This is a genomic window from Rhodococcus sp. ZPP (genome assembly GCF_017656075.1).
Lineage (GTDB): Bacteria > Actinomycetota > Actinomycetes > Mycobacteriales > Mycobacteriaceae > Rhodococcus_F > Rhodococcus_F oxybenzonivorans.
Window position 1 is genome coordinate 867311 of record NZ_CP058639.1, and the last position, 25862, is coordinate 893172.

At 61.3% G+C, this 25862-nt stretch carries 28 protein-coding genes; 20 read left to right on the top strand and 8 right to left on the bottom strand.

Translation table 11 applies throughout. The features are described from left to right. Positions 1–8 precede the first annotated feature (8 nt). The 7 genes from HYG77_RS35250 to HYG77_RS35280 all read left to right on the top strand — a co-directional run bounded on the left by HYG77_RS35250 (position 9) and on the right by HYG77_RS35280 (position 5690). A complete protein-coding gene (locus HYG77_RS35250) occupies positions 9–611 on the top strand; it encodes a TetR/AcrR family transcriptional regulator (RefSeq protein ID WP_208964170.1) in 603 nt (200 codons plus the stop codon). Positions 612–1080: 469 nt separating this feature from the next. Next, complete coding sequence (locus HYG77_RS35255) at positions 1081–1515, top strand: nuclear transport factor 2 family protein (RefSeq protein ID WP_208964171.1); 435 nt, start codon at positions 1081–1083, stop codon at positions 1513–1515. A 32-nt stretch (positions 1516–1547) separates the two neighbouring features. Then, a complete protein-coding gene (locus HYG77_RS35260; RefSeq protein WP_208964172.1) occupies positions 1548–2741 on the top strand; it encodes a thiolase family protein in 1194 nt (397 codons plus the stop codon). A 13-nt stretch (positions 2742–2754) separates the two neighbouring features. Next, positions 2755–3522 carry an SDR family NAD(P)-dependent oxidoreductase gene (locus tag HYG77_RS35265; protein WP_208964173.1) on the top strand — a complete coding sequence of 256 codons (768 nt, stop codon included), beginning with the start codon at positions 2755–2757 and terminating at the stop codon, positions 3520–3522. Next, positions 3519–4286, top strand: coding sequence for a crotonase/enoyl-CoA hydratase family protein (locus tag HYG77_RS35270; RefSeq protein WP_208964174.1), 768 nt, complete (start codon positions 3519–3521; stop codon positions 4284–4286). Before HYG77_RS35265 ends, HYG77_RS35270 begins: the two co-directional genes overlap by 4 nt. A 173-nt stretch (positions 4287–4459) precedes the next feature. After that, positions 4460–4582 carry a hypothetical protein gene (locus HYG77_RS40215; protein ID WP_348273604.1) on the top strand — a complete coding sequence of 41 codons (123 nt, stop codon included), beginning with the start codon at positions 4460–4462 and terminating at the stop codon, positions 4580–4582. A gap of 1 nt (position 4583) precedes the next feature. Beyond that, entirely contained in the window at positions 4584–5690 is a 1107-nt protein-coding gene (locus HYG77_RS35280; RefSeq protein WP_208964175.1) for an acyl-CoA dehydrogenase family protein, read from the top strand. A 7-nt stretch (positions 5691–5697) separates the two neighbouring features. On the opposite strand, the gene HYG77_RS35285 is transcribed toward HYG77_RS35280, so the two are convergent. Continuing rightward, complete coding sequence (locus HYG77_RS35285; protein ID WP_208964176.1) at positions 5698–6495, bottom strand: enoyl-CoA hydratase-related protein; 798 nt, start codon at positions 6493–6495, stop codon at positions 5698–5700. Between the two features lie 122 nt (positions 6496–6617). Between HYG77_RS35285 and HYG77_RS35290 the strand changes: the two genes are divergently transcribed. Continuing rightward, positions 6618–7082: a PaaI family thioesterase gene (locus HYG77_RS35290; protein ID WP_208964177.1), complete on the top strand. Its 465-nt coding sequence runs from the start codon at positions 6618–6620 to the stop codon at positions 7080–7082. A 116-nt stretch (positions 7083–7198) separates the two neighbouring features. Here HYG77_RS35290 and HYG77_RS35295 read toward each other — a convergent pair whose 3' ends face one another. The 5 genes from HYG77_RS35295 to HYG77_RS35315 all read right to left on the bottom strand — a co-directional run bounded on the left by HYG77_RS35295 (position 7199) and on the right by HYG77_RS35315 (position 12977). Beyond that, the gene (locus tag HYG77_RS35295) at positions 7199–7486 is read right to left on the bottom strand and encodes a hypothetical protein (RefSeq protein ID WP_208964178.1); all 288 of its coding nucleotides are present in this window, start codon (positions 7484–7486) and stop codon (positions 7199–7201) included. A 190-nt stretch (positions 7487–7676) separates the two neighbouring features. Continuing rightward, positions 7677–8357: a TetR/AcrR family transcriptional regulator gene (locus HYG77_RS35300; RefSeq protein WP_208964179.1), complete on the bottom strand. Its 681-nt coding sequence runs from the start codon at positions 8355–8357 to the stop codon at positions 7677–7679. Between the two features lie 495 nt (positions 8358–8852). Then, on the bottom strand, positions 8853–10190 hold the full coding sequence (locus HYG77_RS35305; protein WP_208964180.1) for a bifunctional lytic transglycosylase/C40 family peptidase: 1338 nt from the start codon (positions 10188–10190) through the stop codon (positions 8853–8855). 74 nt (positions 10191–10264) lie between these two features. Further along, on the bottom strand, positions 10265–11317 hold the full coding sequence (locus tag HYG77_RS35310) for an ABC transporter ATP-binding protein (protein ID WP_208964181.1): 1053 nt from the start codon (positions 11315–11317) through the stop codon (positions 10265–10267). Positions 11318–12359: 1042 nt separating this feature from the next. Continuing rightward, positions 12360–12977 (bottom strand): TetR/AcrR family transcriptional regulator, encoded by a 618-nt coding sequence (locus tag HYG77_RS35315; protein ID WP_208964182.1) that lies wholly within the window; start codon positions 12975–12977, stop codon positions 12360–12362. 285 nt (positions 12978–13262) lie between these two features. On the opposite strand from HYG77_RS35315, the gene HYG77_RS35320 reads away from it, so the two are divergent. The 12 genes from HYG77_RS35320 (at position 13263) to HYG77_RS35375 (ending at position 24039) form a co-directional block, all read left to right on the top strand. Then, on the top strand, positions 13263–14099 hold the full coding sequence (locus HYG77_RS35320) for a hypothetical protein (RefSeq protein ID WP_208964183.1): 837 nt from the start codon (positions 13263–13265) through the stop codon (positions 14097–14099). 15 nt (positions 14100–14114) lie between these two features. Then, positions 14115–14726 carry a cytochrome c oxidase subunit 3 gene (locus tag HYG77_RS35325; protein ID WP_208964184.1) on the top strand — a complete coding sequence of 204 codons (612 nt, stop codon included), beginning with the start codon at positions 14115–14117 and terminating at the stop codon, positions 14724–14726. A 9-nt stretch (positions 14727–14735) separates the two neighbouring features. After that, positions 14736–15038, top strand: coding sequence for a cytochrome C oxidase subunit IV family protein (locus HYG77_RS35330; protein ID WP_208964185.1), 303 nt, complete (start codon positions 14736–14738; stop codon positions 15036–15038). 462 nt (positions 15039–15500) lie between these two features. After that, positions 15501–16298, top strand: a complete 798-nt coding sequence (locus HYG77_RS35335) for an ABC transporter permease (RefSeq protein WP_208964186.1) — start codon at positions 15501–15503, stop codon at positions 16296–16298. Positions 16299–16389: 91 nt separating this feature from the next. Further along, positions 16390–17178, top strand: coding sequence for an ABC transporter permease (locus HYG77_RS35340; protein ID WP_244461513.1), 789 nt, complete (start codon positions 16390–16392; stop codon positions 17176–17178). Between the two features lie 4 nt (positions 17179–17182). Further along, complete coding sequence (locus HYG77_RS35345) at positions 17183–18274, top strand: Mce family protein (protein ID WP_208964188.1); 1092 nt, start codon at positions 17183–17185, stop codon at positions 18272–18274. Beyond that, complete coding sequence (locus HYG77_RS35350) at positions 18271–19278, top strand: MlaD family protein (protein WP_208964189.1); 1008 nt, start codon at positions 18271–18273, stop codon at positions 19276–19278. Before HYG77_RS35345 ends, HYG77_RS35350 begins: the two co-directional genes overlap by 4 nt. A 53-nt stretch (positions 19279–19331) precedes the next feature. Beyond that, complete coding sequence (locus HYG77_RS35355) at positions 19332–20279, top strand: MlaD family protein (RefSeq protein WP_244461514.1); 948 nt, start codon at positions 19332–19334, stop codon at positions 20277–20279. Between the two features lies 1 nt (position 20280). After that, on the top strand, positions 20281–21381 hold the full coding sequence (locus HYG77_RS35360; protein ID WP_208964191.1) for an MlaD family protein: 1101 nt from the start codon (positions 20281–20283) through the stop codon (positions 21379–21381). After that, positions 21381–22379 carry an MlaD family protein gene (locus HYG77_RS35365; protein WP_208964295.1) on the top strand — a complete coding sequence of 333 codons (999 nt, stop codon included), beginning with the start codon at positions 21381–21383 and terminating at the stop codon, positions 22377–22379. Before HYG77_RS35360 ends, HYG77_RS35365 begins: the two co-directional genes overlap by 1 nt. Continuing rightward, positions 22376–23338, top strand: a complete 963-nt coding sequence (locus HYG77_RS35370; RefSeq protein WP_208964192.1) for an MlaD family protein — start codon at positions 22376–22378, stop codon at positions 23336–23338. The genes HYG77_RS35365 and HYG77_RS35370 overlap by 4 nt, the downstream gene beginning before the upstream one ends. Before the next feature lie 59 nt (positions 23339–23397). Next, the gene (locus tag HYG77_RS35375; RefSeq protein ID WP_244461516.1) at positions 23398–24039 is read left to right on the top strand and encodes a hypothetical protein; all 642 of its coding nucleotides are present in this window, start codon (positions 23398–23400) and stop codon (positions 24037–24039) included. Positions 24040–24079: 40 nt separating this feature from the next. On the opposite strand, the gene HYG77_RS35380 is transcribed toward HYG77_RS35375, so the two are convergent. Both HYG77_RS35380 and HYG77_RS40220 read right to left on the bottom strand, forming a co-directional pair. Then, a complete protein-coding gene (locus HYG77_RS35380) occupies positions 24080–24301 on the bottom strand; it encodes an IS3 family transposase (protein WP_208964193.1) in 222 nt (73 codons plus the stop codon). A gap of 895 nt (positions 24302–25196) precedes the next feature. Then, the gene (locus HYG77_RS40220; protein ID WP_244461517.1) at positions 25197–25775 is read right to left on the bottom strand and encodes a transposase; all 579 of its coding nucleotides are present in this window, start codon (positions 25773–25775) and stop codon (positions 25197–25199) included. Between the last annotated feature and the right edge of the window lie 87 nt (positions 25776–25862).

A 25862-nucleotide genomic window follows, 5' to 3' on the forward strand; every position in this document is an offset into this window, starting at 1 on the left:
GGTCGTCTATGCCCGGAACGGAACGCGCCGCGGGGCGCGACCAGCAAATACTCGATGCCGCCGAGCGGCTGTTCTTCGAGCGAAGCTTTGACGGTGTCAGTGTCGATGAGATCGGGCGTGAGGCGGGGGTCACCGGCTCGGCGATATACACACACTTCCGGGCCAAAGACGAGATCCTTGCCTCACTGTTCACCCGAGCCGTCGAAGCCTTGCTTCGACGGCTCGGCGACCCGGATCCCGATCCGGCGGTGGAACTCGAGAAGTTACTGAAGGCCTTCGTGGACCTGACGACTCGCCACGAGAGGTTGGCTGGAATCTGGGTGCGCGAGCAGCGCTCCCTTGCCGAGGCCTATCGCCGGGACCACGATCGCCGGCAGCGCTATATCACGCAGCGCTGGGTCGACTGCCTCACCCGCCTTTATCCGAGGGCGAGCGGTGACGAGATCGTCACTGCTACGCGAGGATTACAGCTTCTTCTGCTGTCCGAAGCGCTCAGGCCCCCAACCGGTCGTCGTGCTCGCGACGCCGAGGAGCTGCTGCTGCGAATGGCGCGGGCAAGCCTGGGCGCCCTGGGCGCCAGGGAAATGCCCCTTCCCCTGTTGATCGATTAGTGCCCGGAAGTCGCTCGCGTGGACTCTCGTGCGGGCGCTGCTGTAAGGAGGGATGCCGTCGAACAGGTGGCCCTCGGGAAGATCCGGGTCGTCATATGGACGGGCATCGCAGAAGAGCCGCGGGTCATTTTGGCGCACCCCTGGCCTTGATGGTTACCTGCATTCATTCGGGCCTTGCCGGTGACTGCGCGTTCGAGATGGTTGCTCCTCAGGGGCGCAGGGCCGTCAAGGTCGATGTCATCGCTCACTACCCTAGATGCTGCTGTGCCGTGCAGTGGGGCCCGAACTGCTGGTCCTTGGCGGGACCTGGCACGGCGATCGGGGTGGTGGCCAGGTGACACGCGCCCGTTCGCGCGCAGGGGTCCTTTCGTCGTGTGCAGGAGAGTCGGCTCAGGCGGTTTACGGAACGGATGGTTGCGACCCAACTTATGAGACGATATGGTTCAAAAAGTAACGAGAGGAATGCGCGATGCCGGAAACCCACGCAATCAACGCGATCCAGCCTGTGAACATCGTTCAGGCCTTCTACGAAGCGATCAATCAGCGCAATGTCGAAGCCCTCGGAGCTCTGATCGACGAGAGCTTCGCCGACTACGCCGCCGTTGAGTTCCCGTCTTCACTTCCCTATGGAGGACGCCTCGAGGGCGCACAGACGCTGCGGAAGGTCTTCACCGGCATGGCAGCCGGCAAGGCCGCGGTAGGCCCCCGTACTGTGACCGTCGAGGACATCGTGTGCAACGGCGCCCGGGCAGTCGCCCTCCTCCGTTTCGACTGGTACCCGCCGCGTTCGGACCAGCCGGTGCCATCCGGCGCCTGTGAGATCTGGCGATTCGAGGACATGAAGGTCGTCGAGATTCGCGCGTATTACTGGGACACCGCGGCGTTGGTCGCGGCCATGTCTTGATTCGTTAGCACACCACAGACCGAGGAGTTTCATTGTCCCGCACCGCCGTCATCGTTGATGCTGTCCGTTCGCCCATGGCCAAGGGCAGGGCGCCCAAGAATGGCAAGCCGGGGGGCGCGCTGAGTTCGCTCCACCCGGTCGAGCTGCTGGGCCAGGTCATGCAAGAGCTGGTCCAGCGCAACGGAATCGATCCTGCGATCGTCGACGACGTCATCACCGGCTGCGTGAGCCAGGTGGGTGAGCAGTCCGGGCCGGTCGGCCGATGGGCGTGGCTGGCAGCAGGCCTGCCCGAGAGTGTGCCGTCGGTGACCGTGCACCGGGCCTGTGGCTCGAGTCAGCAGGCCGCCGACTTCGCCGCGCAGGGCGTCCTTACGGGGGTCTACGACGTCGCCATCGCCTCGGGCGTCGAGTCGATGAGCCGCATTCCCATGCTCACCGCCCGGATCGGCCAGGATCCATTCGGTCCGTCGGTCGCCGAGCGCTACGCCCCCGGCCTGATCCCGCAGGGGGTTTCGGCGGAGTTAATCGCATCACGGTGGAAGTTCGACCGGGAGGCGATCGACGAATTCGCGGCCCGCTCACACCAGAACGCAGCGCGCACCGACCTCTCAACCGAAATAGTGCCCATCACCCTGGCCGACGGGAGCGTCGTCAACGCGGACGAGACGGTGCGGCCGCAGACGACGGTCGAGACGCTGTCGCAGCTCACGCCGTCGTTCCGGACGGACGACATGGTGGCACGCTTTCCGGAAATCGAGGACTGGCACATCACGCCCGGTAACTCGTCGCAGCTGACGGACGGCGCGTCCGCCTTGTTGATCATGTCGGAGGAGAAGGCCGAGCAACTCGGCCTCCGCCCCCGGGCCCGCTTCCACGCGTTCGCCGTAGCCGGCGATGACCCGATCACGATGCTCACCGGTCCGATCCCGGCCACCGAAAAGGTGCTCAAGCGCGCCGGCCTCACCATCGACGATCTCGACCAGTACGAGGTGAACGAGGCTTTTGCACCCGTGCCGATGGCGTGGGCGCAGCACTTCGGGGCTGATCCGGCCAAGTTGAATCCCCGCGGCGGCGCCATTGCACTCGGGCACCCACTCGGCGCGTCCGGTGGTCGTCTGCTCACCACCTTGCTGCACGGGCTCGAGGCCACCGGGGGAAGGTACGGCCTCATCACGATGTGTGAAGCCGGCGGCATGGCCAACGCCACCATCATCGAGCGACTCTGAGAACGAGGAAACCATGGAAATCAACGGAATTTCGGCAGTCGTCACCGGCGGCGCCTCGGGCCTCGGCCTCGCCACCGTGCGCCGCTTCCTTCAGGAGGGCGCCGCCTCCGTGACGATCGCAGACCTCGAGTCCTCGGACGGCAAGGCTGTCGCAGAGGATCTGGGCGAGCGAGTGCACTTCGTCCCCGCCGACGTAAGGGACGCCGACGCCATCAACACGGTGCTCGACACCGCCGAAGAGGCGGGCCCGATCCGGGCTGTGGTGCACTGTGCCGGTCGGGGCGGGCCGGTACGGCTGGTCGGAAAGGACGGTTCTCCCGGTTCACTGGAGACCTACGCCGAGATCGTGCAGATCAATCTGGTCGGATCCTTCAACGTCCTACGTTTGGCCGCCGCGCGCATGGCGGCCAACGAACCCAGGGACGGCGACCGCGGTGTCTGCGTCCTGACCGCATCCGTCGCAGCGTTCGAGGGTCAGATCGGGCAGATCCCCTACGCCTCGTCCAAAGCTGGCATCGTCGGCATGACCATCGTCGCCGCCCGCGATCTCGCGTCGAAGCAGATCCGTGTCTGCACCATCGCCCCCGGGACATTCGACACGCCGCTACTTGCTCGCCTGTCGGACGACGTGCGCGGCTCGCTCGCGGCCACGGTGCCGCATCCCAGCCGCCTCGGTGATGCCGACGAGTACGCCCGCCTGGCCATGGCCATCGTTGACAACGGCATGTTGAACGGGGAAACCATCCGCCTCGACGGCGCCATCCGAATGGCACCCCGGTGACCGACACCGTCGACTTCACGGTGGAGGACGGAATCGCCGTCATCACCATTGACCGACCCGAGGTCCGCAACGCAATCGACCTCCAGACCGCTCAGCAACTCGCCCACGCCCTCGACAAGGTCGACGAGCGCAGTGACGTCCGTGCTGCTGTACTCACCGGTACCGGGAAAATCTTCAGCGCCGGGATGGACCTCAAGGCGTTCAACGCTACCGGTGAGCGGCCGATCGTGGCGGGTCGGGGTGCCTTCGGAATCTGCGAAAGCGCAACGGCGAAACCGCTTATCGCGGCAGTGGAGGGCAAAGCGCTCGGCGGCGGATTCGAGATCGCCCTGGCCTGTGACCTCGTCGTCGCAGCAGAGGACGCTCAGTTCGGCCTGCCGGAGGTCAAGCGCGGACTCGTCGCGGCGGCGGGCGGCGTGCTGCGGCTACCGCGCGCCATCCCGCAGAAGATCGCGCTCGAGTTGGTCATGACGGGCGGATCCATCTCCGCGGCACAGGCCCAACGGCTGGGTGTCGTCAATCGCGTGGTTGCCCCGGGGGAGGCGTGTGCTGAGGCGGTGCGGCTGGCGACCGCGATCGCGGCCAACGCCCCGCTGGCGGTGCGGACTGCGAAATTCCTGGTCAAGGCGTCCGTGGATTGGCAGCAGGACGAACTCTTCGACCGGCAGCGCCCCTATACCGACACAGTCCGTCAGTCCGCCGACGCAGCAGAAGGGGCGCGGGCATTCGTCGAGAAGCGCGACCCGGCCTGGACCGACCGTTGACGCACTCGGAACCCGACCGAAGGAGATCGACATGATCGAGCTGACCGAGGAACAGCAAGAGATCCAAAACCTGGCGCGCAAGGTTCGCCCAGGACTGGTACGCGTCCAAGGCGAGAGAGCGGGATGCCGATCGCACCCACTTTCCTGCCGCGGAGCGACGCCGGATTGCCGAGTTGGGGCTACTCGCTCTCGGTCTACCCGAGGAGTACTGGGCCATCGCCGGTGGAACGCCGGCAGTCCAGCGCACCCGCATCGCGTCGGAGTTCCTCGGTCGCCGCTTCGATCAGCGAGCCTGAGATGAGTCTGTTTACGCGCGCTGTGTTCGACGACGACCACGAGGCCTTCCGAGACTCCGTCCGACACTTCTTACAAACCGAAGCCGAACCCCATCTCGACGAATGGCGTACCGCAAGTCGCATTCCCGACGATTTCTTTATGAAGGCAGGAAAGCAGGGCCTTCTCGGTACCGCGGCGCCCGAGGAATTCGGTGGGGGAGGGGTGGACGATCTGCGATTCGTCGTCGTCCTTGTCGAGGAAGCGGCGGCCCTCGGCGCCGTCGGGCTCGCGCATCTACTTGCCCTGCACAGTGGGGTTGTCCTGCCTGTCCTTCTTCGCTACGGAAGCGAGGAGGCGCGCACGACGTGGGTGCCAGCACTGGTTTCCGGAGAACGGATGGGCGCCCCGATCGGGGCCGGGACCCCGATCGGCCTCACTGTAGAGAACCACCGTGCGGTGCTCAACGGAGAGGTGGGCGGCGTAGCCGGTGGCCGCGGCGCGGGCATCTTCCTGACCAGCGTGTCACATGATGGAGAGCGGCGTCTCGAGCTCCTGCCGGGCGAGGCCGCAGGTCTGTCCCGGTCGCTGGTGACGGACTCTCTGGGCGGCCGGGAGTGTGGACAGGCCGACCTGACGATGACCGCGCTCGATCTCGCCGCTGTCGGAAGTCACAGCCTCGACGGTGAGGCGTGGCGAGATATGGTCCTTGCGCTCCACCTGTGGTCGGCCGTCATAGCGGCTGCGTCCGCGCGGTCGGTGATCGCGATGACACTGCGGTATGTCGCCGAACGGCAAGTATTCGGCCGTCCCCTTTCGACGTTCGAAAACACCCGCCACCGGCTCGCCGAGGTCGCCGCCCGACTGTCGGCAACGCAGTTGCTCGTCGACTCGTCCCTGGTCGCACGATCCCAGGACCGCCTCGGCACCGCCACCGCGGCGGCCGCTTCCCTGGAGGCGATCGCCCTGCACGACGAGGTGGTGGACCGGGGCTTGCAACTGCACGGCGGATATGGCTATATGCGCGAATATCCCATTTCCCACGCGTTCGCCGATGCGCAGTACCTTCGTCAACAACAGCACCTGGTCGCCGACACGCGTGACCTGATCGCCGCCGACCTCGGTCTCTGAGGCCTGGTCAGCGACCACGGAACTCGGGATCGCGGCGTTCCTGGAACGCCGCGATCCCCTCGAGGAGATCGTCGCTCGCCAGCGTGTGCTCCTCATAGGCGAAGGAGAGATCGACTACCTCACCGGCCCGTTGCTGGGTCACTCGGTTCAGAGCACGCTTGGTCCCTTGCACCGCGAGTGGGGCGAGCCGCGCAATCCGCGTGGCAATAGCGTGTGCCGTCGGAAGTGCATCGTCGGCGCGATCGACCAGATCGGTCACCATTCCGAAACCGAAGGCGGTCTCGGCGTCGAGGGGGTCACCGGTGAGGAGATGACGACGAGCGCGCACCATCCCGACCGCTTGCGGCCAGACCAGGCAGCCACCATCCCCGGCCACGAGGCCTAGTGCCACGTGCGAGTCCGCTAGCGATGCCGTTCGGGCCGCGACGACGACGTCACAGAGCAGCACGATCGTTGCGCCCAATCCGATTGCGGGTCCCTGCACGGCCACGACGACAGGTTGCGGCACAGACACGAATGCATTCAACAGTCGACGACCGTCATCGACGATTGCGCGGCGCGCACCCAGGTCTTTGTGTGCGGCGTGCATGAGATCGAAATCTCCACCCGCGGAGAATGCCTTTCCGGTCGAGCCGAGCACGATGGCCCGCACCGATTGGTCGGCGCCGACGCGTTCGACGGCATCGGCAAGCTCGCGATGCAGGACCGCGTCCACCCGGTTGAACAACTCCGGGCGGCTCAGGCGTATTTCGGTTACACCGTCCACCCGCTGATCGACCGTGAGGGCGGTATAGCTGTGTTCCATCGGTGGGCTCCTTGGATGATCTTCGGTGCACGCGGGTCTGTTGGCCTGACTGATGCCCCTCCGCTATTATTAAGACAGTATAGCTCAAAAATAGCGTACCTTTGAGAAGGGCAGGAAAAAAGTTGAACAACAACGCAATCGGGAATTTTCCGGACATTCCGCAGTCCCACGCTTCCGACGCGGAGTGGGTGTCCTGGGCGAACGCATGGCCGACCCTGGCGCCGTTGGGACTAAAGTGCACCGCCCTGCGAGTCGGCGAGGCTGTCTTCGAGGTCGCAGGCGACCCCTTCGTTCCAAATCCGAATGGAGCGGTGAACGGTGGCGCCGTCGCTGCGATGGCTGATCAAGCAATGGGAGTCGTCGGGGCGCGGTCCTGCGAACCGGGAACGCTGCCGCGAACAGGCTCGCTTCACCTGCAATTTCATCGGCCGGTGCGCGCACCGTTCACTATGGTGGTCTCACAGTTGCCGGGAGGCCGGAGGGTGCAGTTCATCGAGGTGCTTTTTCGGGACGCCGAGGGGATTCGCTGCGCGAGTGCACAGGGAACCATGGTGGTGGCCGGATCCGCCGGCGTGGCGTCGACATGAACCGGGCATCGGGTGCCTCATCCCTGCGGGCGCATCGATTGCCACCGAGCCCGCACGCTTCCACGGCGAGCTGGCTCAGGTGGGTGAACGAAACGCCCACCTTCGAGGCGATCGGTCTAGAGTGCCTCGATATCGCTTCGGATGGTGCGGAGTTCGTTCTCGACGCCACCGGTGGAGTCTCGCTGCCGCTCGAAACCGATGGTTCGGTCATGCACGCTCTTCTCATGGCTGCCGCCGACATCGTCGCTGGCGCAAGTGCCGTACGGGCGGCCCCCGAAGGCTTTATCTCCGTTACCGGCAGTCTCTTCACGCAGCTCCATGGTCGGGCCTACCTGCCAGTCCGACTCGAGACCTCGGTGTGCCCCGGATCCCGGGGAATCCAGACCGTGGGTGTCGTCGCGCATGGCGGCACGGGGACGGCGCTAACCATGTCGTTGACCATGGTCCTCATACCCGCCGATCAACGAGCGGGCCGAGGACGACTTGTCGGGTCAGCTATGCACGATGTCGGGACAGTCGTGCGGTCCGAGTCCAGGGACACAGTCGACTCGATCTGCCCAGGAGAGTAGCCAAGGCAGTTCGTCCCCGGTGAAGTCAGCGATCGGTATTCGGCTTCGTCGCCGAAGCTTTGCGCGAACGAGCGGCACGGCGCTTGGGCGGCAGGTTGCCGGGAACGGGCGGCAACAGCTTGAGCACAGCATCCGTGATGATTTCGACGTCGTAGGATTCGGCAGGTCGATACCACCGCGAGACCCAGATACACTCACCGAGGAGCAATCGAGCGGTGACAAGCGGATCCGCATCGGTGAGGTAGCCCTCCCGCATTGCAGCAGCCACCACCCCTACCCACAGTGACTCGAAGTCGCGACTCCATTTGTGCCACCAGAAAAACACCTCCCCCGGAAGGTCGCCACCGCCAAAGAACACCGGCATGTACCGGCGCATGCGAATAGCGGCGTCCACTAGAATTCGGACCAGCCCATGCAGTTGTTCCCAGGCGTGTTCGTGGGTGTCGACGACCGCCTGTGCACGCTCGGTAAGCTCTCGCGTACTCCTTTCGAAGAGAACACCCAGCAAATGCTCCTTGGTCGGCACGGTGCGGTACAGAGTGGCCCGCGACACCTGGAGCTTCTCTGCTGCGTCCACCATGGACACTGCGTCCACCCCGCCCTCGGCGAAAAGTTCCGCGACAGCGTCGGCAACGGCGTCGGGATCGATGTCCAGTTTGGGCCGTCCGCGCTTCTGCGTGCTGCTTCGTGACTCGGTCTGTGTCATCGAACTCCTTTCGGCTGCGCGCACGCGAGGTGTTCGCACGGCATACTCCATTCGTCTTTTGGAACCTAACTGTCTCACAAGTCGAGCTGGGAGGCGACACCATCCGGCACAAAGGGAACCAATGTCATATCCGTCTCGCTCAACTCCAGCAGTTCATTCACGATCCCGCGCCCCTGTTCGTTGGAGCAAAGCTTCGCTCCTGCTAGCTGGGGCGCGAGCGGATACGAATGAGGCGAACGAGACGTTCGGCCGCCGCCGAATCGGTTCGCCCAGGCGCGACGCTGCAGCGACCGTGCTGAGCCCGCCCAGCGGTAGGTCCCTCACTTCATCTCTGTTCATTGTGCCGGCGCCTAACCCTCGTGATTGCCCGACGATCCGGGGCCAGCGCTTCCGGTGACCTCGATTTGACTACCGACTGTGTACCAGCCTGTCGGAACACACGCGGATAATTTAAGTGGTATCGCAATATTGACTCTCCGCGGCGTGCGCAATTTCTCAGACGATGCGTCGGACCTTCATCTCGGGGAAAATATCCGCGATTCGTACAACATCACCCGTGGTGGGAGCATGGATCATCTGCCCGTTTCCGACATAGATGGCGACGTGGCCCGGCCCATTCGGTCCCCAGTTCCCGAACAGCAGGTCACCGGGCATAGCCTCCGACAGGGGCCGTTCGACCCCTATGTTCCATTGGGTTTCGGAGGTGCGGGGCAAGGTGACCTTGCCGGCCGTCGCGGTGTATACCGCGTACGAGGTGAGGCCGGAGCAGTCGAATCCTCCGTGGGAGGGGCCGTGAATGTTGCCACCGCCCCACACATAGGGAAGACCGAGGAAGTTCATGGCGCTCTCGACGGCCCGCGCGCCCACCTCCGACAGGACAGATCCGCCGAAGGGGGAGAGCAGCCGGGCGAAATAGTCCTCGGCCGCACGGATCTTCGCCACGTACGGTTTCGTCTGGTTCTCGTAGTCGGGGCTGCCGGAGGGCATGCCCCCGGAGGCGAGCACGGCACCGGCCCCCGCGTTGTATCCGGCGATCGCCAGGTCGAGTGTGTCCCCGCGCACTCGACCTCGTTGCTTCCACGCGTCGATCTGGGTGTACAGATCGCACAGGAAGTGTCCCGAGGCCATCACCGAGTCCGCGACGCCGAGAATGTCGGCGGTTCCGTCGCCGTCAGCGTCCTTGCCGTAGGTGCGCCAGGTGCCGTCCATGAACTGTCCGGGCCCCTTGGCACCTACGGGTGAGACCGGAGCGGAGGGACCGTAGCGGAACCCGTTCTCCACTGAATAGAGCGCTGCCAGTGTCGGCGCGGTGATTCCGTCGCAGAGTTTTCCGGCTTTGGTCAACCACGGCACAAAGGTGGCGAAGGTGTTACCGGGTGCGAAGGTGAGGCGGGGCAGCACACTACTGGTCGGTGCGGCAAACACGGTGTCGGTGGAGTTTGTGCTCGCCCAGTTCGAGCCGACGGAACCGTCGGCGTCGACCGGACCGGGTGCGACGTCGCCGATGGCCGACGGCTCGGGACCCGCCGGTGAAGAATCCGCGCGTGGTGACGTGTCGGCGGCAGGCAGCGGGGGCGTGAGAGGTCCAGGGGGTATCACCCCGGACAACTTCTGCGCGGCATCGTCGATACCCTGCTGCGCGAACTGCTGTACGGGGGCGGGAAGTGTGGCCAACACATCCCCGACCTGCCGATCCAGGGCCGGTGCTGCCTCCTCGATCGCGGCCACGGTATCGGTGACCGGGGCCTTCACCTCGGGAGGCAGGTCGGTGTTGCTTACAGCGCCACCGGCGGCGATCACAATCGCCGCGATAATGGCGGAGGGGTCGGACATCTTTCGCTCGTTTCTCTACATCGGACAGTCGTCGTCGGGTTCCGGTGCCGGGCTCCCTCGTGCCATGAGTTCGGTCACGGCGTACTCCAGTCATGGACGTCGACGGCGTCGAGTTCCTCGGTAGCGGAATCGAAGTCGGTGTAGAGCTGGTGTTCGTCGAGACTTTCCTGGATCGCAATCTGGGCGCTCTCGGGCAGCGTGTGCAGTATGCGGCGGACGCGTTCCTGCCGGCGGGCCACGGCCTGCCGAAACGGCATCCCCGGGGTGGCCTTCATCTGCGGGACGATGCCCTCCACGTCGTCGACACCACCGGCATGGTGGCCGGCATCGACCATCGCCTGTTCAGCGGCCATGGTCGCCTCGTCCTTCTCTTCGGACATCCCGATCGGACCGATCATGGTGCCGTTGAGGAACTGTTTGACCACCGGCTGGTCCGAGGTAAGCAGCACCTCGCGGGGACCGAACATCACCAATTTCCGGCGGAAGAGCATGCCGATGTTGTCCGGCACTGTGCGGGCGAGGTTGATGTTGTGCGAGACGATCAGAATCGTGGCATCGATCTCGGCGTTGATGTCGATCAACGTCTGCGAGATGTAGGTGGTGCGCACCGGGTCCAGACCCGAGTCCGGCTCGTCGACCAGGATGATCTGCGGGTCGAGCACCAGGGCGCGGGCCAGGCCGGCGCGTTTGCGCATACCCCCGGAGATCTCGCCCGGGAGCTTGTCCTCGGCCCCGAGCAGGCCGACGAGTTCCATCTTGTCCATGACGATCTTGCGGACTTCGGATTCGGATTTCTTGGTGTGCTCGCGCAGCGGGAACGCCACGTTGTCGTATAGGTTCATCGAGCCGAACAGGGCGCCGTCCTGGAACAGCACACCGAACAGTTTGCGGATCTCGTAGAGCTCCTTGCTCGAGCACTCGAGAATGTTGGTGCCGTCGACCACGATCGAGCCTTGTTCCGGGCGGAGCAGACCGATCAGCGATTTCAGGAACACCGATTTACCCGTACCCGACGGGCCCAGCAGCGCACTGACCTCACCGGCGGGAAGGGTCAACGTGACGTCCTGCCAGATCCTCTGTGGTCCGAACGACTTGGTCAGTCCCTCGACGGATACCTCGACACCCACCACTACCTCCAGTGTTGTTTGTTTCGTGAGAACAATGTTTTTGGGGACCTAGGAGTTCAACAGAAGGACAGTTGGGATCCCTTCCTCGCTGGGATCAAAGGCCGTGAACCAGCCCGTCGGCCGAACACATATCACATCGAGGGTTTCGTCCGGGGTAATCACGCTGGCGCTGTGGGTTCTGTTGTCTTTTGACTGTTATTGACCGGTCTGCGCGGCCACGTTGAGCGGTTTCATCGAACTGGACTGCGGACGCGATTGCTACTTTGTCACCGCAGTGCGAGAGTTAATAGGCTCCGTAGCTGCATAATTGGTCGGAACCGATGCCTGGGCCGCTGCCGATGCCTCTTTTAAGACCGAACGTCGCAATAATATGTGACCAGGCTCATATCCGTCAAACGGCCTCTGAGGTTGAGTCTGATCCAGACTGCCGTGTGCGTCCGGTCGTGGGGCGAGTCATTGTGTGGCGGGAGAACTCGAAGGGATCGAAATAGTTTGCGGAATTCAGTCTTTCGCCCGAGGATCGTGTGCGACGACCGACCCTCGGTCCACCGTCGGTAATGTAGGTCGCGACGGCAGGCGCCTGTAATTGACATCACACGTTGCCCAGCCCGATCATTTGAGATCGTTGATATCAAAATAGTTCCTCAGAGGGTGCCAGCGCCGACCTTCGTTGGTATACCCGAGAAGGGAGTTGAAGCAGGAGAATCACTTGATCCAGTTCGTCTGCAGTACTAGATCTCTGAAGACGAGTAAGCAACTCTTGCTCGATTTGCGAGTGCGATGAGAGTCGGCTCCCGTGTCGCGGTACAAGTGCGATCACCACGCGCGATCTGCGGCAGGCTGCTCGAATGGACGGACAGCTAAGGAATCGTGAAGCAGCAACGGGTCATTTCTCACACGCGCCCCTTTCTGTCTGTGGCTCAAACCATTCGCGGCGGTGACAGACAGTCAGTTCCGGCAGTGTCCGGTGAGATCGTCGACGTGCTGATCGACAGCAGACGCCCGAATCGACACTTATCTCGGTTTTTGGGACCACTTGCTTTCATCGTGCGTGCGTCCGCTTTGCGTTCCACGGATCGGCCGGCAGCCCTACTTCGAGCATGCCGAATGCCGCATCGCTCAGAGTTCCTATGTCGTCGTCTGATTCAATCGCGGCGTGCAACACCGCTCGCAGCGCCGACACCATGGCGGAAGCCAGAACTTGCGTGTGCAGGCGGGTGACCGTGTTGTCGGGCAATCCGGCGGCGAAGAACCGCTTCAAGATCTCTTCCCACTCATGCGTTATCTCGAGGTATCGGCGCTGCAGTGCAGGTTCGCTGAACCACAGACCCACGAGGAGCACGCGCAGATCTGGCTCGACGTTGTTGAAGAACTGCGCGAGTTGAGCGGTGAGGGCGCGGCGGGCCGCAAGCCACCGATCATCGCCCGCAGCGCCGTCGAGGACGTGTCGTAACCCGGCAGTGACTTCGGGAACCGTTGAGAACAAGACGTCCTCTTTTGTCCCGAAGTGCCGATTCAGCGTGCTGCGCGAGCACATCGACGCGTGGGCGATCTCCTCCATCCCGACCGAGTCGTAGCCACGTTCCATAAAAAGCTGAACGGCCGCACGCACGATGGTTGCGCGCAGCGCCGCCTTCTTCCGTTCCCGTAGCGCGCTCATGTTGCTAGTCATAATAGGGCACGCGGCCACAACTGACGCAACGCCGCTATTGACACACGGCATCTCAAAACGATATTGTCGCCAAGATCACATCGTCTGGGGCAGTGGTGAGAAGGCCCCAGGCGCCCAGCGACCTATAGGGGCCTGACCGAGTTGCGCGCGTCAAAAACTTCGCACGACTGATTTGCTGGCCAACTTCATCCCGCCGTCTTTGCCGAGACGAATGTCGCCGAGATTGCCCACTTTCACCTGAAGGAGGACACGACTGTGGAACAACGTATGAGCATGACCGCACAGCGCCTGTGCCTTGCCGCCGGTCCAGCTATGACCATCCTTTTCCTAGTTGGATGGTTCGCCGGCACGAAGTGGCTGCCCGCCCCGAGTCCAATGATGAGTGCCGAAGCGGTCTCGGAGATGTACCAGGAGAACCGCTTCGGTTTTCAAATCGGATTCTTCTTGATGATTATCGCAGCGGCACTGATGGCCCCGTGGGCCGTCGCCATGACAATGTGGACAAAGAAGACCGAATCCCGACTTCCGGTTTTGACCTATACGCAACTGGTCTCGCTCGGGTGTTCTGTCGCGATCTTCGTAATTCTGTACATCCCGTGGGCACTCGCGGCGTTCCGTGCAGGAGAGATAGATCCAGAGATCACCCAGATGCTCCACGAGTTCGGGTGGTTCATGTTCCTCTTCGACGTCGCCCCGTTCTCGGTGTGGCTCATCGCGCTCGGCCTCGGAATCCTTTGGACTCCGCGCGACTATCAGATGCTGCCGCGGTGGTCCGGCTACTACTGCCTGGTCGAAGCATTCGTGATCCTTCCGGCAATCATGATCATCTTCTTCAAGAACGGCCCATACTCCTACAACGGCTTTCTGGCACTGTGGTGGCCATTCGGCAGCTTCTTCGTTTGGGTGATCGTGATGACCCTCCTCTGTTGGAAGGCACTCAACCGCCAGGCGGCACTCGATAAGGCGACCGGCATCGGCGTTCACTACCACTACACCGACCTCGATGATCCTGAGGCCTCCTCGGAAATGGGCCCGGTCGATGCACCCAATAGGTCCGCGAAGGACCTCGTTGAACGTCGCGCCCGGCCGTCGCTGACGCAAACCGTCTAGCAAAGGAGTCTTGACATGTCCGCTATAACTGCGTCAACTCGCCGCGGAGGTGCCGTTGCGTCTCGAGTCCCGGGAGAAGCTGGCCTGTGGGTCTTCCTCCTGTTGGACCTATTGTTCTTTGCGTCGATCTTCGGGACGTTCATGGTCGAGCGCTCGAACGAGCCCGAAGTGTTCGACGCATCGCGCGCGAACCTCGAGATCGCTTGGGGCGCAGCCAATACGGTCATCCTGCTGACGTCGTCACTTGCAATGGCGTTCGCGGTGCGCTGCGTCCATAATGGAGCGCTCGTGCAAGGCCGACGCTTCGTGGCCGCAGCGGCGGGCCTCGGAGTGTGGTTCTTGCTCAACAAGGGACTGGAATGGGGCGCAGAGATTCGCGCTGGCCACGTGCCAACCGAGAACAAGTTCTTTCTCATGTATTTTACGTCGGCTGGCATTCACCTGTTGCACGTGTTCATCGGGCTCAGCGTCCTTGCATACCTCTATGCCGCCATCACCCGAGATCTACGTCGCGGGAAGGGTGCGTCTCCAGTCCTCCAGCGGAACACCGAGGCGGGCGGCGTCTATTGGCACCTCGTGGACATGCTCTGGGTTGTCCTGTTCGCGCTTCTCTATCTCACCGTCTAGGAGCAGGGAATGATGAAGGAACAACAGATGGGCACGGTAAAGTTCTCGGTCAAAGATCCGCTGGTGATTGTCTGGGCGGTCCTCATCGCACTCACATTCGCGTCGCTGTGGATGGGTGCCGGGCACAACGTCGGCGGTATGAGCGGGCGACTTGCGACCGTTCTCGTATTACTGATGGCCTTTGCCAAAGCTGGGGCGGTTGCACGGTACTTCATGGAGGTACGAGAGTCCGTACTGCCGCTCCGCATTGTCGTCGCAGCATGGTTCGGGCTTGCTGCATCAGCAACAGTGGGGCTTTACCTATGGACATGATCAGCGCGCAAAACTGAGGTCCAGGCTACCAACGAGACCTGACTTCTCGAACAGGCAGCTTTGCGCGAGATGGCGCTGTCGCCCGCCGTTGCCGATCGTTGACTTTGACGAGTTGCAACGTATTGCTGCACCGCGGATCACGTGACAAAGAATGTCGCTGTGGAGAGGCGCGATCCTCGGACGGTATCGCCATGTCGCAGTCGACACCAAAGCTACGCGGAACAGGGGTAACTTCATGAAATATGATATTGCGAGAGCGAATTCGTCGATGTTCTCACCCATCCAGCGGAACGTCTTCCTGGACGTGACACCGCGGTGTACCGAGATGGCCGATCGCGACGCGGAGATGGACGGGAACCGGTGACGCAGACGTTACGGCCTCCGCGCATGCGGATATTTGCCCCGCGGGAAGAGGCTCTCGCATCCCAACCGAGGCCACACACTAGACCGCTCGCCGCCCGCGTGGCTGCGCAGCTGAAGGAGCGACCTGTACGTTCGCTTGCCACCCTCGGCAGATCGGCCGAGCTGACTGGGGCAGTCGTGCGCTATGCGGTGGTGGATCTGGTGCGTCTGCGTTTACCAATGCACGAGATCGTGGACCAAATGTGGACGCTGCTGAAGGTGACCGCGTTACCTGCGCTGCTGATGGCGGTGCCGATTGGGGCCGAGGTCTCGGTGCAGGTTGGCGGAATCATGAACCAGGTCGGCGCCAACTCACTAGCGGGCGCGGCCAGCGGGTTAGGCGTTGTCGGGCAGGGTGCGCCGATGGCAGCCGGACTGCTGATGAGTGGCGCAGCTGCTTCGTCGATCGCTTCCGACCTTGGTGCCCGGTCAATCCGCGAGGAGATCGACGCCATGCGCGTTATGGGAATCGATCCGGTTGAGCGGCTGGTTATGCCGCGCTTTCTGGCAATGATCGCCATCGCCCCCATGCTATGCATCATTATCGTCGCAGCGGGTGTCTTCGCCGGGTTGGCGATTTCGGCTCATGTCAATCATGTCGTCCCAGGTAGCTTCTGGGCCTCGTTCGGGGCTTTCGCCACCACTACCGATCTTGCATTCTCGGTATTGAAGGCGTTGGTGTTTGCGGCAATCGTCGTGCTCATTGCCAGCTTGCGTGGACTCGAAGCAAAAGGCGGGCCAAAGGGTGTGGCCAACGCGGTGAACGCTTCCGTGGTACTTAGTGTCTTTTGCATCTTCATGACGAATCTGCTCATCAGCCAGTTGCAGATGATGTTCTTCCCGGCCCGGTTGGCGTGACATGGCTACTTCAGTGAAAGGCGGAGTGTCTGCATCTGGGCTGGGAGCTCTCCTACGGCCACTGCGCGCTGCCGGACGGGGTCTTGCGGGAATGTTGGGCGAGATTGGCCAGGTGACGGTATTCACAGGTAAAACTCTTTACTTGCTACCGAAGACAATCCGGCACTATCGCCAGACAACCTGGCAGACAATGAACAAAATGGCTTGGGGCAGCGGCTCGCTGGTCGTCGACGGCGGCGTAATAAGCTTGATGTTCTTTCTGGGTGTTGCGGTCGGAGCCGTTGTGGCGATCGAGGCGTTCATGGCATTGGACCTGCTCGGCTTCGGCGCGTTGACCGGAATAATAGGGTCGTTCGGGAACATTCGAGTGATCGCGCCAATCATTACCGGTATCGGTTTCGCAGCGCAGGCCGGCTGCCGTATGACGGCAGAGATAGGCGCAATGCGAATTTCTGAAGAGATCGACGCCACGGAATCGATGGGGCTGCAGGCGATTCCGTTCGTCATCGGTCCCAGGCTTATCGGCGGCATGCTTATCGTGCTGCCGGGTTACCTTATGGCGTTGGTGGTTAGCTTCTTCACCGGCGGAATCATCATCAAGATATTCCATGGTCAGCCCTCGGGAACATATGACCACTATTTCAGTCAGTTCCTGACGGTGCCGGACCTCCTAGCTTCAGTACTCAAGGTGCTGGTCTTCTGCGCGGTGGTGACCCTAATTCACTGCTACTACGGATACTTCGCTACTGGCGGACCTGCCGGCGTCGGCGCAGCGTCCGGGCGGGCGATCCGCGCGAGCCTGGTCGCGATCGTAGTACTGAACTTCTGCATGACTGTCGCCATCTGGGGACTGAGCCCACTGCTGGTCTTCAAGGGATGAGACGATGACCAAATCGAGAAATCAAGACTTTCTGCGGGGCACGGACGCACAGCAGGCACGTGTGGTCACGATCACCGCCCTTGTCCTAATTGTGCTGGTGACGCTGTCCGCTATGGTGATGGTGTGGGTCCAACCTCGGATGGAGAAGCCAGATGGGTTGGCGCTGAGTATCGATGTCCCGTTCGTGGCACCGGGGGTCGGCAAAGGCACTAAGGCTCTTCTTCACGGAGCCGAGGTCGGCGAGATCACCGATTTGGTGAGCATCGGCAATAGAAACGTGCGTATGAATTTGTCGTTGGATCCTGAACGGTTGGACGGGATGACCGACGCGTTTGACATCGACTTTCGCCCGGCGAACTATTTCGGGATTACGGCGGTTAACCTGATAGCCAATTCCGGCGGTGACACATTGGTTGCAGGGCAGGTGCTTAACAGGGTGCCGGCAGGTGACTTCACCATGTCACACATGCTGGAAACGGGTTCGCTCGCCATTGACGGCACACTGACGAAGTCAATGATTACAGCGCTGGACGAGGTTATCCGTTACACCGACGGCGTTACTCCGATGATTCAGACCGGTATTATACTTGCCGACCGAGTTGCGCAGACGCAGAAGGCCATGCCGTCAGAGTTGCTGGATCGAGCGAATGACATTCTCGAGGTACTGCCGGCATTCAGTCAGCAAACGATTGAGATGCTGAACACCGTGTACAAATCCGATATCCACAAGCAACCGGATGGTTCCTTCAGCGTAGACGAAGCCAGATTTGATGATATGGATGCTGCAATGGGTCTGGTGGTTAACGGCCTCTTCGGGGGTGCGGGACGTTTGCTGGGATCGCACGGAGTAGAGCTCACTCCTATGACCCAGGTAGTTCAAACGCTGACGGACGCGGTTCCTCACATGCTGGGCGGTGGTGCGACGGCGGGGAAGCTTTCAATTCTGGTCGATCGATACAGCCGGGCATTTAGCAGCACACCGGAGGGCTCGAAGGCCTTGAATCTGCGGATCATCCTTGATGATTTGCCGGGGCTTGCCGCGCCGCTCGCGATGACCGGTCTGCCACAGATTCCCGGTCAGGAGAGTCCACGATGAACCCAAGAGTCAAGTTCACTGCGACATTATTCAAGTTGGGCGGCGCAGTCGTCGTGTCGGTGCTGCTGTTCGTGATCGTCATCAATGCAATGACGAACCCAGCGAAAGACGCAAAAACCTCATACACGGCAGAGTTCACCGATGTTTCCGGACTACATGTCAACGGTGATGTCCGTGCCAAGGGGATGCAGATCGGAAAGGTGGTGTCGATCGATCTGGTCCGCGAGGGCGATAGAAGTATCGCGAAGGTCGGATTTACTTTGCAAGAACCACACCAGCTTACGGATACCACCGTGCTCGCGATCAAGTATCAAAACCTCACGGGCCTGCGTTACGTAGACCTCGACGAGACTGCTGCTCAATCCGGAAACTCAGTCGATCACTTGGGGCCAACGCAGACCCGCGCCTCGTTCGACATCACTGAGTTGTTCAACGGACTTCAGCCGGTGCTGGCTACCATGAGCACCGACGAGATCAACACCTTCACACAGAATGCGATCACCCTGCTGCAGGGTGACGGCGGCGGACTTGCACCGATGATGGACAGCGTGCAGAAGATCGCGGATCTGGCGCGTGACCGTCAACAGGTAATCTCGATACTGACCACTAATCTGGCACGCATTTCTGACTCAATGGGCGGCAAGTCGCCCCAGGTCATTGAGTTTCTACACTCAGCAGAGTACGCGATTGACCGCGCGATGACTGTCCTCGATAAATTCAACGAGACCGCGGTATTCGGTCCGCAGTTCATGACACCTGTCCACCGTCTCGTTACCCAACTCGGCCTGAATGGGGAGTTTGATGTCGATCAGTTACTGACTCATACCTTTTCTTCTCTGCCGGATGCAGCCGACGCGTTACGGCTGCTCCCAGCAACCATTGCTGGATTGCAATTGCCACAGCAGTCGGCGGGACAGAAATGTAGCAGTGGCGTCGCGAAACTCCCTACAGATGTGGAGATCCTTCTGAACGGCAGTGAGGTAACGGTATGCAACGCGAAATGAGGAACCCACCCGGCCGTGTCAGACTCCTGCTGAGCAGAGTCCGGCGTAGTCACGTGTTGCTCGGATCGGGCGTGGTGTTGGTTGCAGTAGTCACACTTGCGGCGGCGACGTTGCTGTATATGCACCCGATTGACCAGAAGACGATCAGATTCGAAACGACTGACGCCTCGTCGATCAATATTGGCGATGGTATACGTGTCGCAGGTATCACCGTTGGCAAGGTTACCCAAATGTCGATCGGGCCCAGAACGGTTCAGGTGGAGGCTGAGGTATCCGGCGATACGTTCATCGGGGCTGATTCGACGGTGGAGGTACGCATGCTAACCCCCGTCGGCGGTTACGCCGTGACTGTTCTTCCCGCTGGAAACGACCAGCTGGGCAATGAGGTGATTCCAAGCGATCACGTGAGCGTTCCGTACTCCATTGGGGATGTGCTACAGGCCGCTCCCCACGTGACCGACAAGGTTGACGGGGGCACTGTTGACGCAAACATCGATCAAGTCGCCGCGGCGCTGCAGCACAATTCGTCTTCCGTTAGCTCGGTTATCGCTGGGATGAACAGCATCGCTACTGTGATGGATCAACAGCGAGACCAGGTCCGCACGGTTGCCGACCTGGCGTCGGAATATATGCAAACGTTCAACGGTAGCCGCGATTGGGTGTTCGAATTGATCCGCAAGGTGGAAATCGTACTATCTACTTATAACAACTCGCGTGTCGGATTCAACGAAGCCTATCGACTGCTAGCTGACGTGCTATACCGAGTCGAGCCCGTCGAAAAATTCTATCTTGAGCACTCTGATCTCGTAAAAGATACCGTCGACAGGCTTCGGTCCGCGATCAGCGACTATCAGACTACGCTGGGGCCGGCAATCGACAAACTAACAGTCCTTCGCGATCAGCTTCAAGACTGGTTGGGTCCAGAAGGACTGAAGACCATCGATAGTGGGTCGATAGTCGCATCGGCAATTTGCGTTCCTATCCAGGGGCGGACTTGCTGAGATGAAAAGGATCCGCATTAAAGTTTTAACGGCCGCGGTCGTGGTCGGCGTCGCGGTCACTACCGGCGCCGTGGCCTCTGCAGTGACCGACGACGCTAGTCCAGACGGGGGATCCGGCTTCTGTGCGGACATGCCCGACGCCGTTGGACTATACGTGGGCAACCCGGTCACCCAGATGGGCTTCCAGATAGGGCGCGTCGAGGAAATTCTGCCTAAGGGTGACCATGTGAAAGTCACGTTCGCACTTGACCCGGGCCGCGAATATCCCGCAGACGTGAAAGCGGTGACGCGGTCCAAATCGCTTCTCGCCGACCGTAGCCTCGAACTCGTCGGAAACTATCAGGACGGTGCGCGACTTGCATCTGGCCAATGTATTCCGAAATCGCGTTCGTATACGCCGAAGAGCATATCCGAGATCGCAGGATCGGCCGCTGATTTCATCGACGCGATGTCTCCGAACGACGGAAAGCAGAGCTTTGAGGAGGCGGTCGACGGCTTCGATGCGGCCATGCACGGCAACGGTGAACTGGCTCGACAAATGATGCAACACGCCTCAGAGGCACTGTCGCATCCGAACCAGTTGGTCGCCGATATCGGCTCGATCATCACGAATACGGCGCCACTCACCGACGAAGCCCTACAGAAGTGGTCGACACTTCAGTCGATCCTCGACCAAATGCCGGCAGTTGTGCCAGCCGCAGGCGATGTGATGGCAAGCTCCGCAATTATTGGTAGAAACCTCCGCTGGTTGGTTGGGACCCTGTATGATATCCAGGGCAATTACGGAGATCTCATTTGGCCATTCTTGAACGGTCCCGTCACGGACGCCGTTCACCTTGCCGCGACGCGGTCGAAGGACATCTCAAGCTTGGTGGAGTCCATACCGTCGGTTGCCACAGTCCTGCGCCAACAGTCGCAGGCCCAAGGTGGACTCACAATGAGTTACCAGCCACCGACCGTCGAGGTCAATTCACCCGACGCAGTGCCGGTGTGCGACCTTCTCAACAAGATTGCCATGGGCAGTTGCTCGCATGCCGACGGACATGTGCGCGTGTCCAGCAGCCTGCGACTGCTGGACCTGGTTCTCGCGAAGGGACAATGATGACGCTCTCAGGAAGGTTGCGCGTAGGCATCGGTGTAGTCGCACTATGTTGCAGTGTTGCCGTAACGTCCTCGTGTTCGCTTGGTCCGAATGATTTGCCGTCTGGGCGCGGCATCGGCGATTCCTACCAGGTGACGCTCCAATTTGCCAGCATGATGAACCTGCCGACTGGCGCAGACGTCGTGATGGACGGTCTGCGGGTCGGCATGGTGGACAACGTCGATGTGTCTAACTCGTTCGCGACCGTGGGACTTGAGCTAAAGGCCGGCACCAAGGTACCTGCTGATGTTCGCGCAGTGATTCGACAGGACACCTTGCTTGGTGACACATACATCGCGTTCGACAAGGACCCGAACTCTGCCGTCGCTGCCGACCTCCAGGCGGGCGATACCGTCCCAGTGGGTCGTACGACCTCACCGCCGCCACTAGAAGACACCTTGGCGGTTTTGGCGTACTTCGTAAACGGTGGCAGCATCCAAAAGATCCAAGACGCCATGAGTGGGATCAACAAGGTGATGCCCGCTCTACCGGACGTGCAGAACCTCGCATCGACGGTTGCCCGTGACCTACAGGATCTGTCTCAGAACACCAATGAAATAGACAGAATTCTGGACGGATTCAATGCCACTGCGGAGACGCTGAACGACAACGGCAGCACTTTGTCCCTGCTGTTCGCCGAGCCCGGAGTCCACTATTGGGATCGGCTTTCCCACAGTATGATCGGCTATATTGCCGAAGTGTTGCCCTCAATTGGCAGCATCTTTTCTGGCGGTATGTGGATGGTCCCAATGCTAGATTCGCTCGCGAACACCGGCGGCGAAATCAGGGGAATTTACGATATCGCATCCTCCGGCAAGCTGACAAGCTTTTTGCAACAGAGTTTGGGGCCATACATCGAGCATCCTTCGATTAACGTTCGTTCGGTCGAGGACGCCAATGGTCAACAAATTATCGGCGACGTTGAAAATGTGTTGCGCATGCTGGGAGCCGTGAAATGATCTTCACACCAACGCGGGCCTCATTTGCAGGAATGGCGGCGCTCGCCATCGCGTCATTCCTCTACATGGGCCACCTCGGACTGGAAACCGGCGTATTGGAGAACAGGCGCACCGCTAACATGACGGTGTCCGACACCAATGGCCTAGTGGTTGGATCCCGAGTGTTGCTGCGGGGGGTGCCGATCGGTCAGGTCACCGACATTTCCTCGGCGGCCGATCACGTGTCCATCGTCATCGACTATGACCGCGGCTATCAAATACCCATCGACAGTCGCTTTCGGGTGGACAACCTGTCGGCGCTGGGCGAGGCGTATGTGGGGGTGCTGCCGGCGGCCGAGTCGGGGCCTTACCTTGGCGACCGCGCCATGATCGATCCCGCTCACGTGATTGTTCCCACGACATTCAATGAACTGTCAGCTCGACTTACCCGAATGCTGGAGCAGATAGAGCCGGATAAAATTCAACGTATCTTCGAAGAGTTGAATATTGCTCTGCCTGACGACACGCGGGTGCTCGTAAACCTAAATCATGCCGGTGAATTATTGGCCACGATGTTCACCAACCAGTCCGGCGATCTCACCAAGCTGTTCAACACAATGCAGCCACTGTTGCTGCAAAGTGCGACGGTGCCAGGCGATTTGGTGGGCACGACGCCGAATCTTACCCATCTCGGAAGTTCGCTGACCGATTTGGTGAATAATGTGGAGTTTTCTCGGAGTGAGACGCCCCTTACTGCTGGCGCCAGAGACGGCGTGATTCCTTTTCTTGGTGGCCTCCAGGGTTTTCTTGACAACAATTCCAGCGACTTGCAAAATCTGGGAGTCGATCTATTACCGGGGGTACGCGCCGGTGCCACAGCGCTGTCGACGGTGAATGTGTCTCAGCTTCTTGACAATGCGCTTGCATCAACCGACTCTGATGGCAGCGTCACCGTGCATGTGAAGATGCCGGGGAAGTAGGCTGATGCTCGATTTCGCCCTCAAACGTGCCGTAAGTCAGCTAATAGGAAGTTTGGTAAATGACTCAGAAAACCGCAATACTGGAAGATCAATCCGCAATCGACAACGAGTCCCGGCAGGACAAGAGTAGATTGGCCGAAATTGGTGCCGTTGGTAGGCGGGCCGGTGGATCAGTCGTCAAAATCAAGACGATCGTGGTCCTGGTGCTGTTCGGCGCAATGGTCGCATCTTTAGGTGTGCTGGGCTGGCAGCTGAGCAGTAGGACGAACGAGCTCAATCAGTTGAACGGTCGCTTGGCGAATGAGGCTCAGGCCGAGCAGGTCGCCCTCGACTATGCCACCGGCGCCGCAGAGATGGACGTGCGCGATTTGGTGGGCTGGCGTGGCCGACTCACCAAGGGAACCACCCCCGAATTGTCCGATCGGCTGACGCAAGCCTCGTCTTCCATGGAACAAATAATCACGCCGTTGCAGTGGGTCTCCACGGCGACGCCAGCGGCGGCCAAGGTTAGCTCGGTGACGAACGGCGTTTACTCGGTCGAGTGCTTTGTGAACGTACTGACCAAGAATATCCAAGCACCCGATGGCATCCAGTCGACCGCGACGTACAAGCTCACTGTAGACGGAAACAATAGCTGGGCGATCACCGACATCGGAGGTATTGATTCGAGTTTGCCACCAACCGCTAATGCGCCGCGGTGATCGACGGACCTAAATCGCCCCGAGTTCGGCGGAGGTTCGGTTATCTGGTTCCGGCCTCAGCGAGGACCGATGTCTCACGGTAGTCGGCCACCGCGTGATTCGACCAGTAGGCGGCCTCGTACTCGGCAGGTGGAACGTGGCCGAGCTCGCCGTGCCGGCGGTGATTGATCCAGTCGATGTACTCGGCGACCGCCCACTCGACGTCTCCAACGCCTCGCCAGCCCCCGCGTGGGCGCATCGCGGGCTTGCTGATGAGGCTCATCGAAATTTCGATGAGCCATCATCACCGCTGGCATCAGCACTGGTGGGCTGGTTCTGATCGCGGTCGCGATCCTTCGCCGCAAGCCCGGTCAAGGTGGTGGCACCGGCATCGGAGCCGCCGGTGCGGGCACGAGCGACCCGGATGCGCAGATGACACAGGCTCTGGGCTAACGTGTTGCAGGTCACGGCGTTGTAGCCATGTGAACGAGCCGAGCGAGACGGACGGGTCTTCCGTCGGCAGGATGAGCAGCACCAACAGCACATCCGCCGACAGGGAAGAACCCGTCCGTGCTCCACGCTCACGCCCGCTGTCCGTCGAAGACGGCCGCCGCCTCGTGCAACGGGGTGTCATACCCGCCCGATCTCTTACCTCGCCGCGGGGCTGGACATCTCCGGCCTGCGCCCACAATTGGGTGCACCGCTATCGCGGGTTGGATCTGTTGGATCCCCTCAGCGTCCCGCACCATCAGCCCACCACTACCCCCACTGGGGTGGTGGCTTGGATCGAGATACCGTGGTGCGAGAAGAAGTGGTCGCCCCCCGGCATCGCACCCGAGCTTTTTGTCGACGGCACGGGGAGGCCGGTCTCTGCCGTCAGCCGCTCACCTGGCCCGCCTCGGTCCGAAACTGAGGACGTTCCTCGACCCGGACACAACGATCTTTGAACTGCCGTCGCACCTGCACGGCAGCGCTGAATACGCGCACATGTACGCTCTCGGCGCTCGCACCTCCGGCTACTGCCGTATGGGACGGTACACACGGCCGGTCATTGTTGGGTCGACGCGACGTGATCAAAGCTCGGTTGCGTCCAGCAGAGTGGCGCCTCTCTGTGTCAATGTCAAGTCGCCGAATCGGTTCGGGTTGTAGAGTGGCCTGCGGTTGGATTCGGGAAGTGACTAATCCGAAGCGCCGGTGCGGGGTGTGAGCCGGCCGCGCAGGACATGAGAGTCGCCCCCGACTGGTGTTCCGGGCCCGCCGCAGGGCTCCGCTTCGGAGTCGCGAAGAAGTTGTTGGTAGGCGACGTCCGAGAGCCGCCTCTTCAAGCAGTGCAACGCTTCCTTGTGACTCTTTCCGGCGGCTCGCTTCCGTTGGTAGTACGCGCGGCCGGGTGTGTCTCGACTGATCTGGGTGATCGCCATGGTGTGCAGGCAGTAGTTCAGTTGCCGATCTCCCGCGCGGGAGAGCCTATGCCGGACGACGTCGCCGGAGGACGCCTCGATGGGTGCGGTGCCGGTGTAGCTGGCGAATGCGGCCGCCGACCGGAATCGGTGGATCGAGTCGACGCGAGCGATGATCTTGCCTGCGGTCAGCGTTGCGATCCCGCACAGCTCGGTCAATGAGCTGCTGGAGTCGACGACCGCCGCCTTGATGTCGCTGGCGGCTTTGACGATTCGACGATCCAGTTGCCGCACCTCGGCGACGAGATCGACAGCGAGACCGCGAAGGGTCTTTCCGGCGACCTCGCGGGGACGCACCCTGCGCAGCATCTCGACGGCCCGGTCGGCGCTCAGACTCCGGGGTGCGTCGGCGGGGATCAGGTGGGTGAGTACGACGTGGCGTCG

What these genes read in the sequence shown, in the direction of transcription:
- HYG77_RS35250 (WP_208964170.1), top strand. Translation starts at nt 9, where the DNA reads ATGCCCGGAACGGAACGCGCCGCGGGGCGCGACCAGCAAATACTCGAT.
- HYG77_RS35255 (WP_208964171.1), top strand. Translation starts at nt 1,081, where the DNA reads ATGCCGGAAACCCACGCAATCAACGCGATCCAGCCTGTGAACATCGTT.
- HYG77_RS35265 (WP_208964173.1), top strand. Translation starts at nt 2,755, where the DNA reads ATGGAAATCAACGGAATTTCGGCAGTCGTCACCGGCGGCGCCTCGGGC.
- HYG77_RS35280 (WP_208964175.1), top strand. Translation starts at nt 4,584, where the DNA reads ATGAGTCTGTTTACGCGCGCTGTGTTCGACGACGACCACGAGGCCTTC.
- HYG77_RS35285 (WP_208964176.1), bottom strand. Translation starts at nt 6,495, where the DNA reads ATGGAACACAGCTATACCGCCCTCACGGTCGATCAGCGGGTGGACGGT.
- HYG77_RS35295 (WP_208964178.1), bottom strand. Translation starts at nt 7,486, where the DNA reads ATGCGCGACGACACCCACGGTCTGGATTCCCCGGGATCCGGGGCACAC.
- HYG77_RS35300 (WP_208964179.1), bottom strand. Translation starts at nt 8,357, where the DNA reads ATGACACAGACCGAGTCACGAAGCAGCACGCAGAAGCGCGGACGGCCC.
- HYG77_RS35305 (WP_208964180.1), bottom strand. Translation starts at nt 10,190, where the DNA reads ATGTCCGACCCCTCCGCCATTATCGCGGCGATTGTGATCGCCGCCGGT.
- HYG77_RS35315 (WP_208964182.1), bottom strand. Translation starts at nt 12,977, where the DNA reads ATGAGCGCGCTACGGGAACGGAAGAAGGCGGCGCTGCGCGCAACCATC.
- HYG77_RS35320 (WP_208964183.1), top strand. Translation starts at nt 13,263, where the DNA reads ATGACCGCACAGCGCCTGTGCCTTGCCGCCGGTCCAGCTATGACCATC.
- HYG77_RS35325 (WP_208964184.1), top strand. Translation starts at nt 14,115, where the DNA reads ATGTCCGCTATAACTGCGTCAACTCGCCGCGGAGGTGCCGTTGCGTCT.
- HYG77_RS35330 (WP_208964185.1), top strand. Translation starts at nt 14,736, where the DNA reads ATGATGAAGGAACAACAGATGGGCACGGTAAAGTTCTCGGTCAAAGAT.
- HYG77_RS35340 (WP_244461513.1), top strand. Translation starts at nt 16,390, where the DNA reads ATGTTGGGCGAGATTGGCCAGGTGACGGTATTCACAGGTAAAACTCTT.
- HYG77_RS35345 (WP_208964188.1), top strand. Translation starts at nt 17,183, where the DNA reads ATGACCAAATCGAGAAATCAAGACTTTCTGCGGGGCACGGACGCACAG.
- HYG77_RS35350 (WP_208964189.1), top strand. Translation starts at nt 18,271, where the DNA reads ATGAACCCAAGAGTCAAGTTCACTGCGACATTATTCAAGTTGGGCGGC.
- HYG77_RS35360 (WP_208964191.1), top strand. Translation starts at nt 20,281, where the DNA reads ATGAAAAGGATCCGCATTAAAGTTTTAACGGCCGCGGTCGTGGTCGGC.
- HYG77_RS35365 (WP_208964295.1), top strand. Translation starts at nt 21,381, where the DNA reads ATGACGCTCTCAGGAAGGTTGCGCGTAGGCATCGGTGTAGTCGCACTA.
- HYG77_RS35370 (WP_208964192.1), top strand. Translation starts at nt 22,376, where the DNA reads ATGATCTTCACACCAACGCGGGCCTCATTTGCAGGAATGGCGGCGCTC.
- HYG77_RS35375 (WP_244461516.1), top strand. Translation starts at nt 23,398, where the DNA reads ATGACTCAGAAAACCGCAATACTGGAAGATCAATCCGCAATCGACAAC.
- HYG77_RS35380 (WP_208964193.1), bottom strand. Translation starts at nt 24,301, where the DNA reads ATGAGCCTCATCAGCAAGCCCGCGATGCGCCCACGCGGGGGCTGGCGA.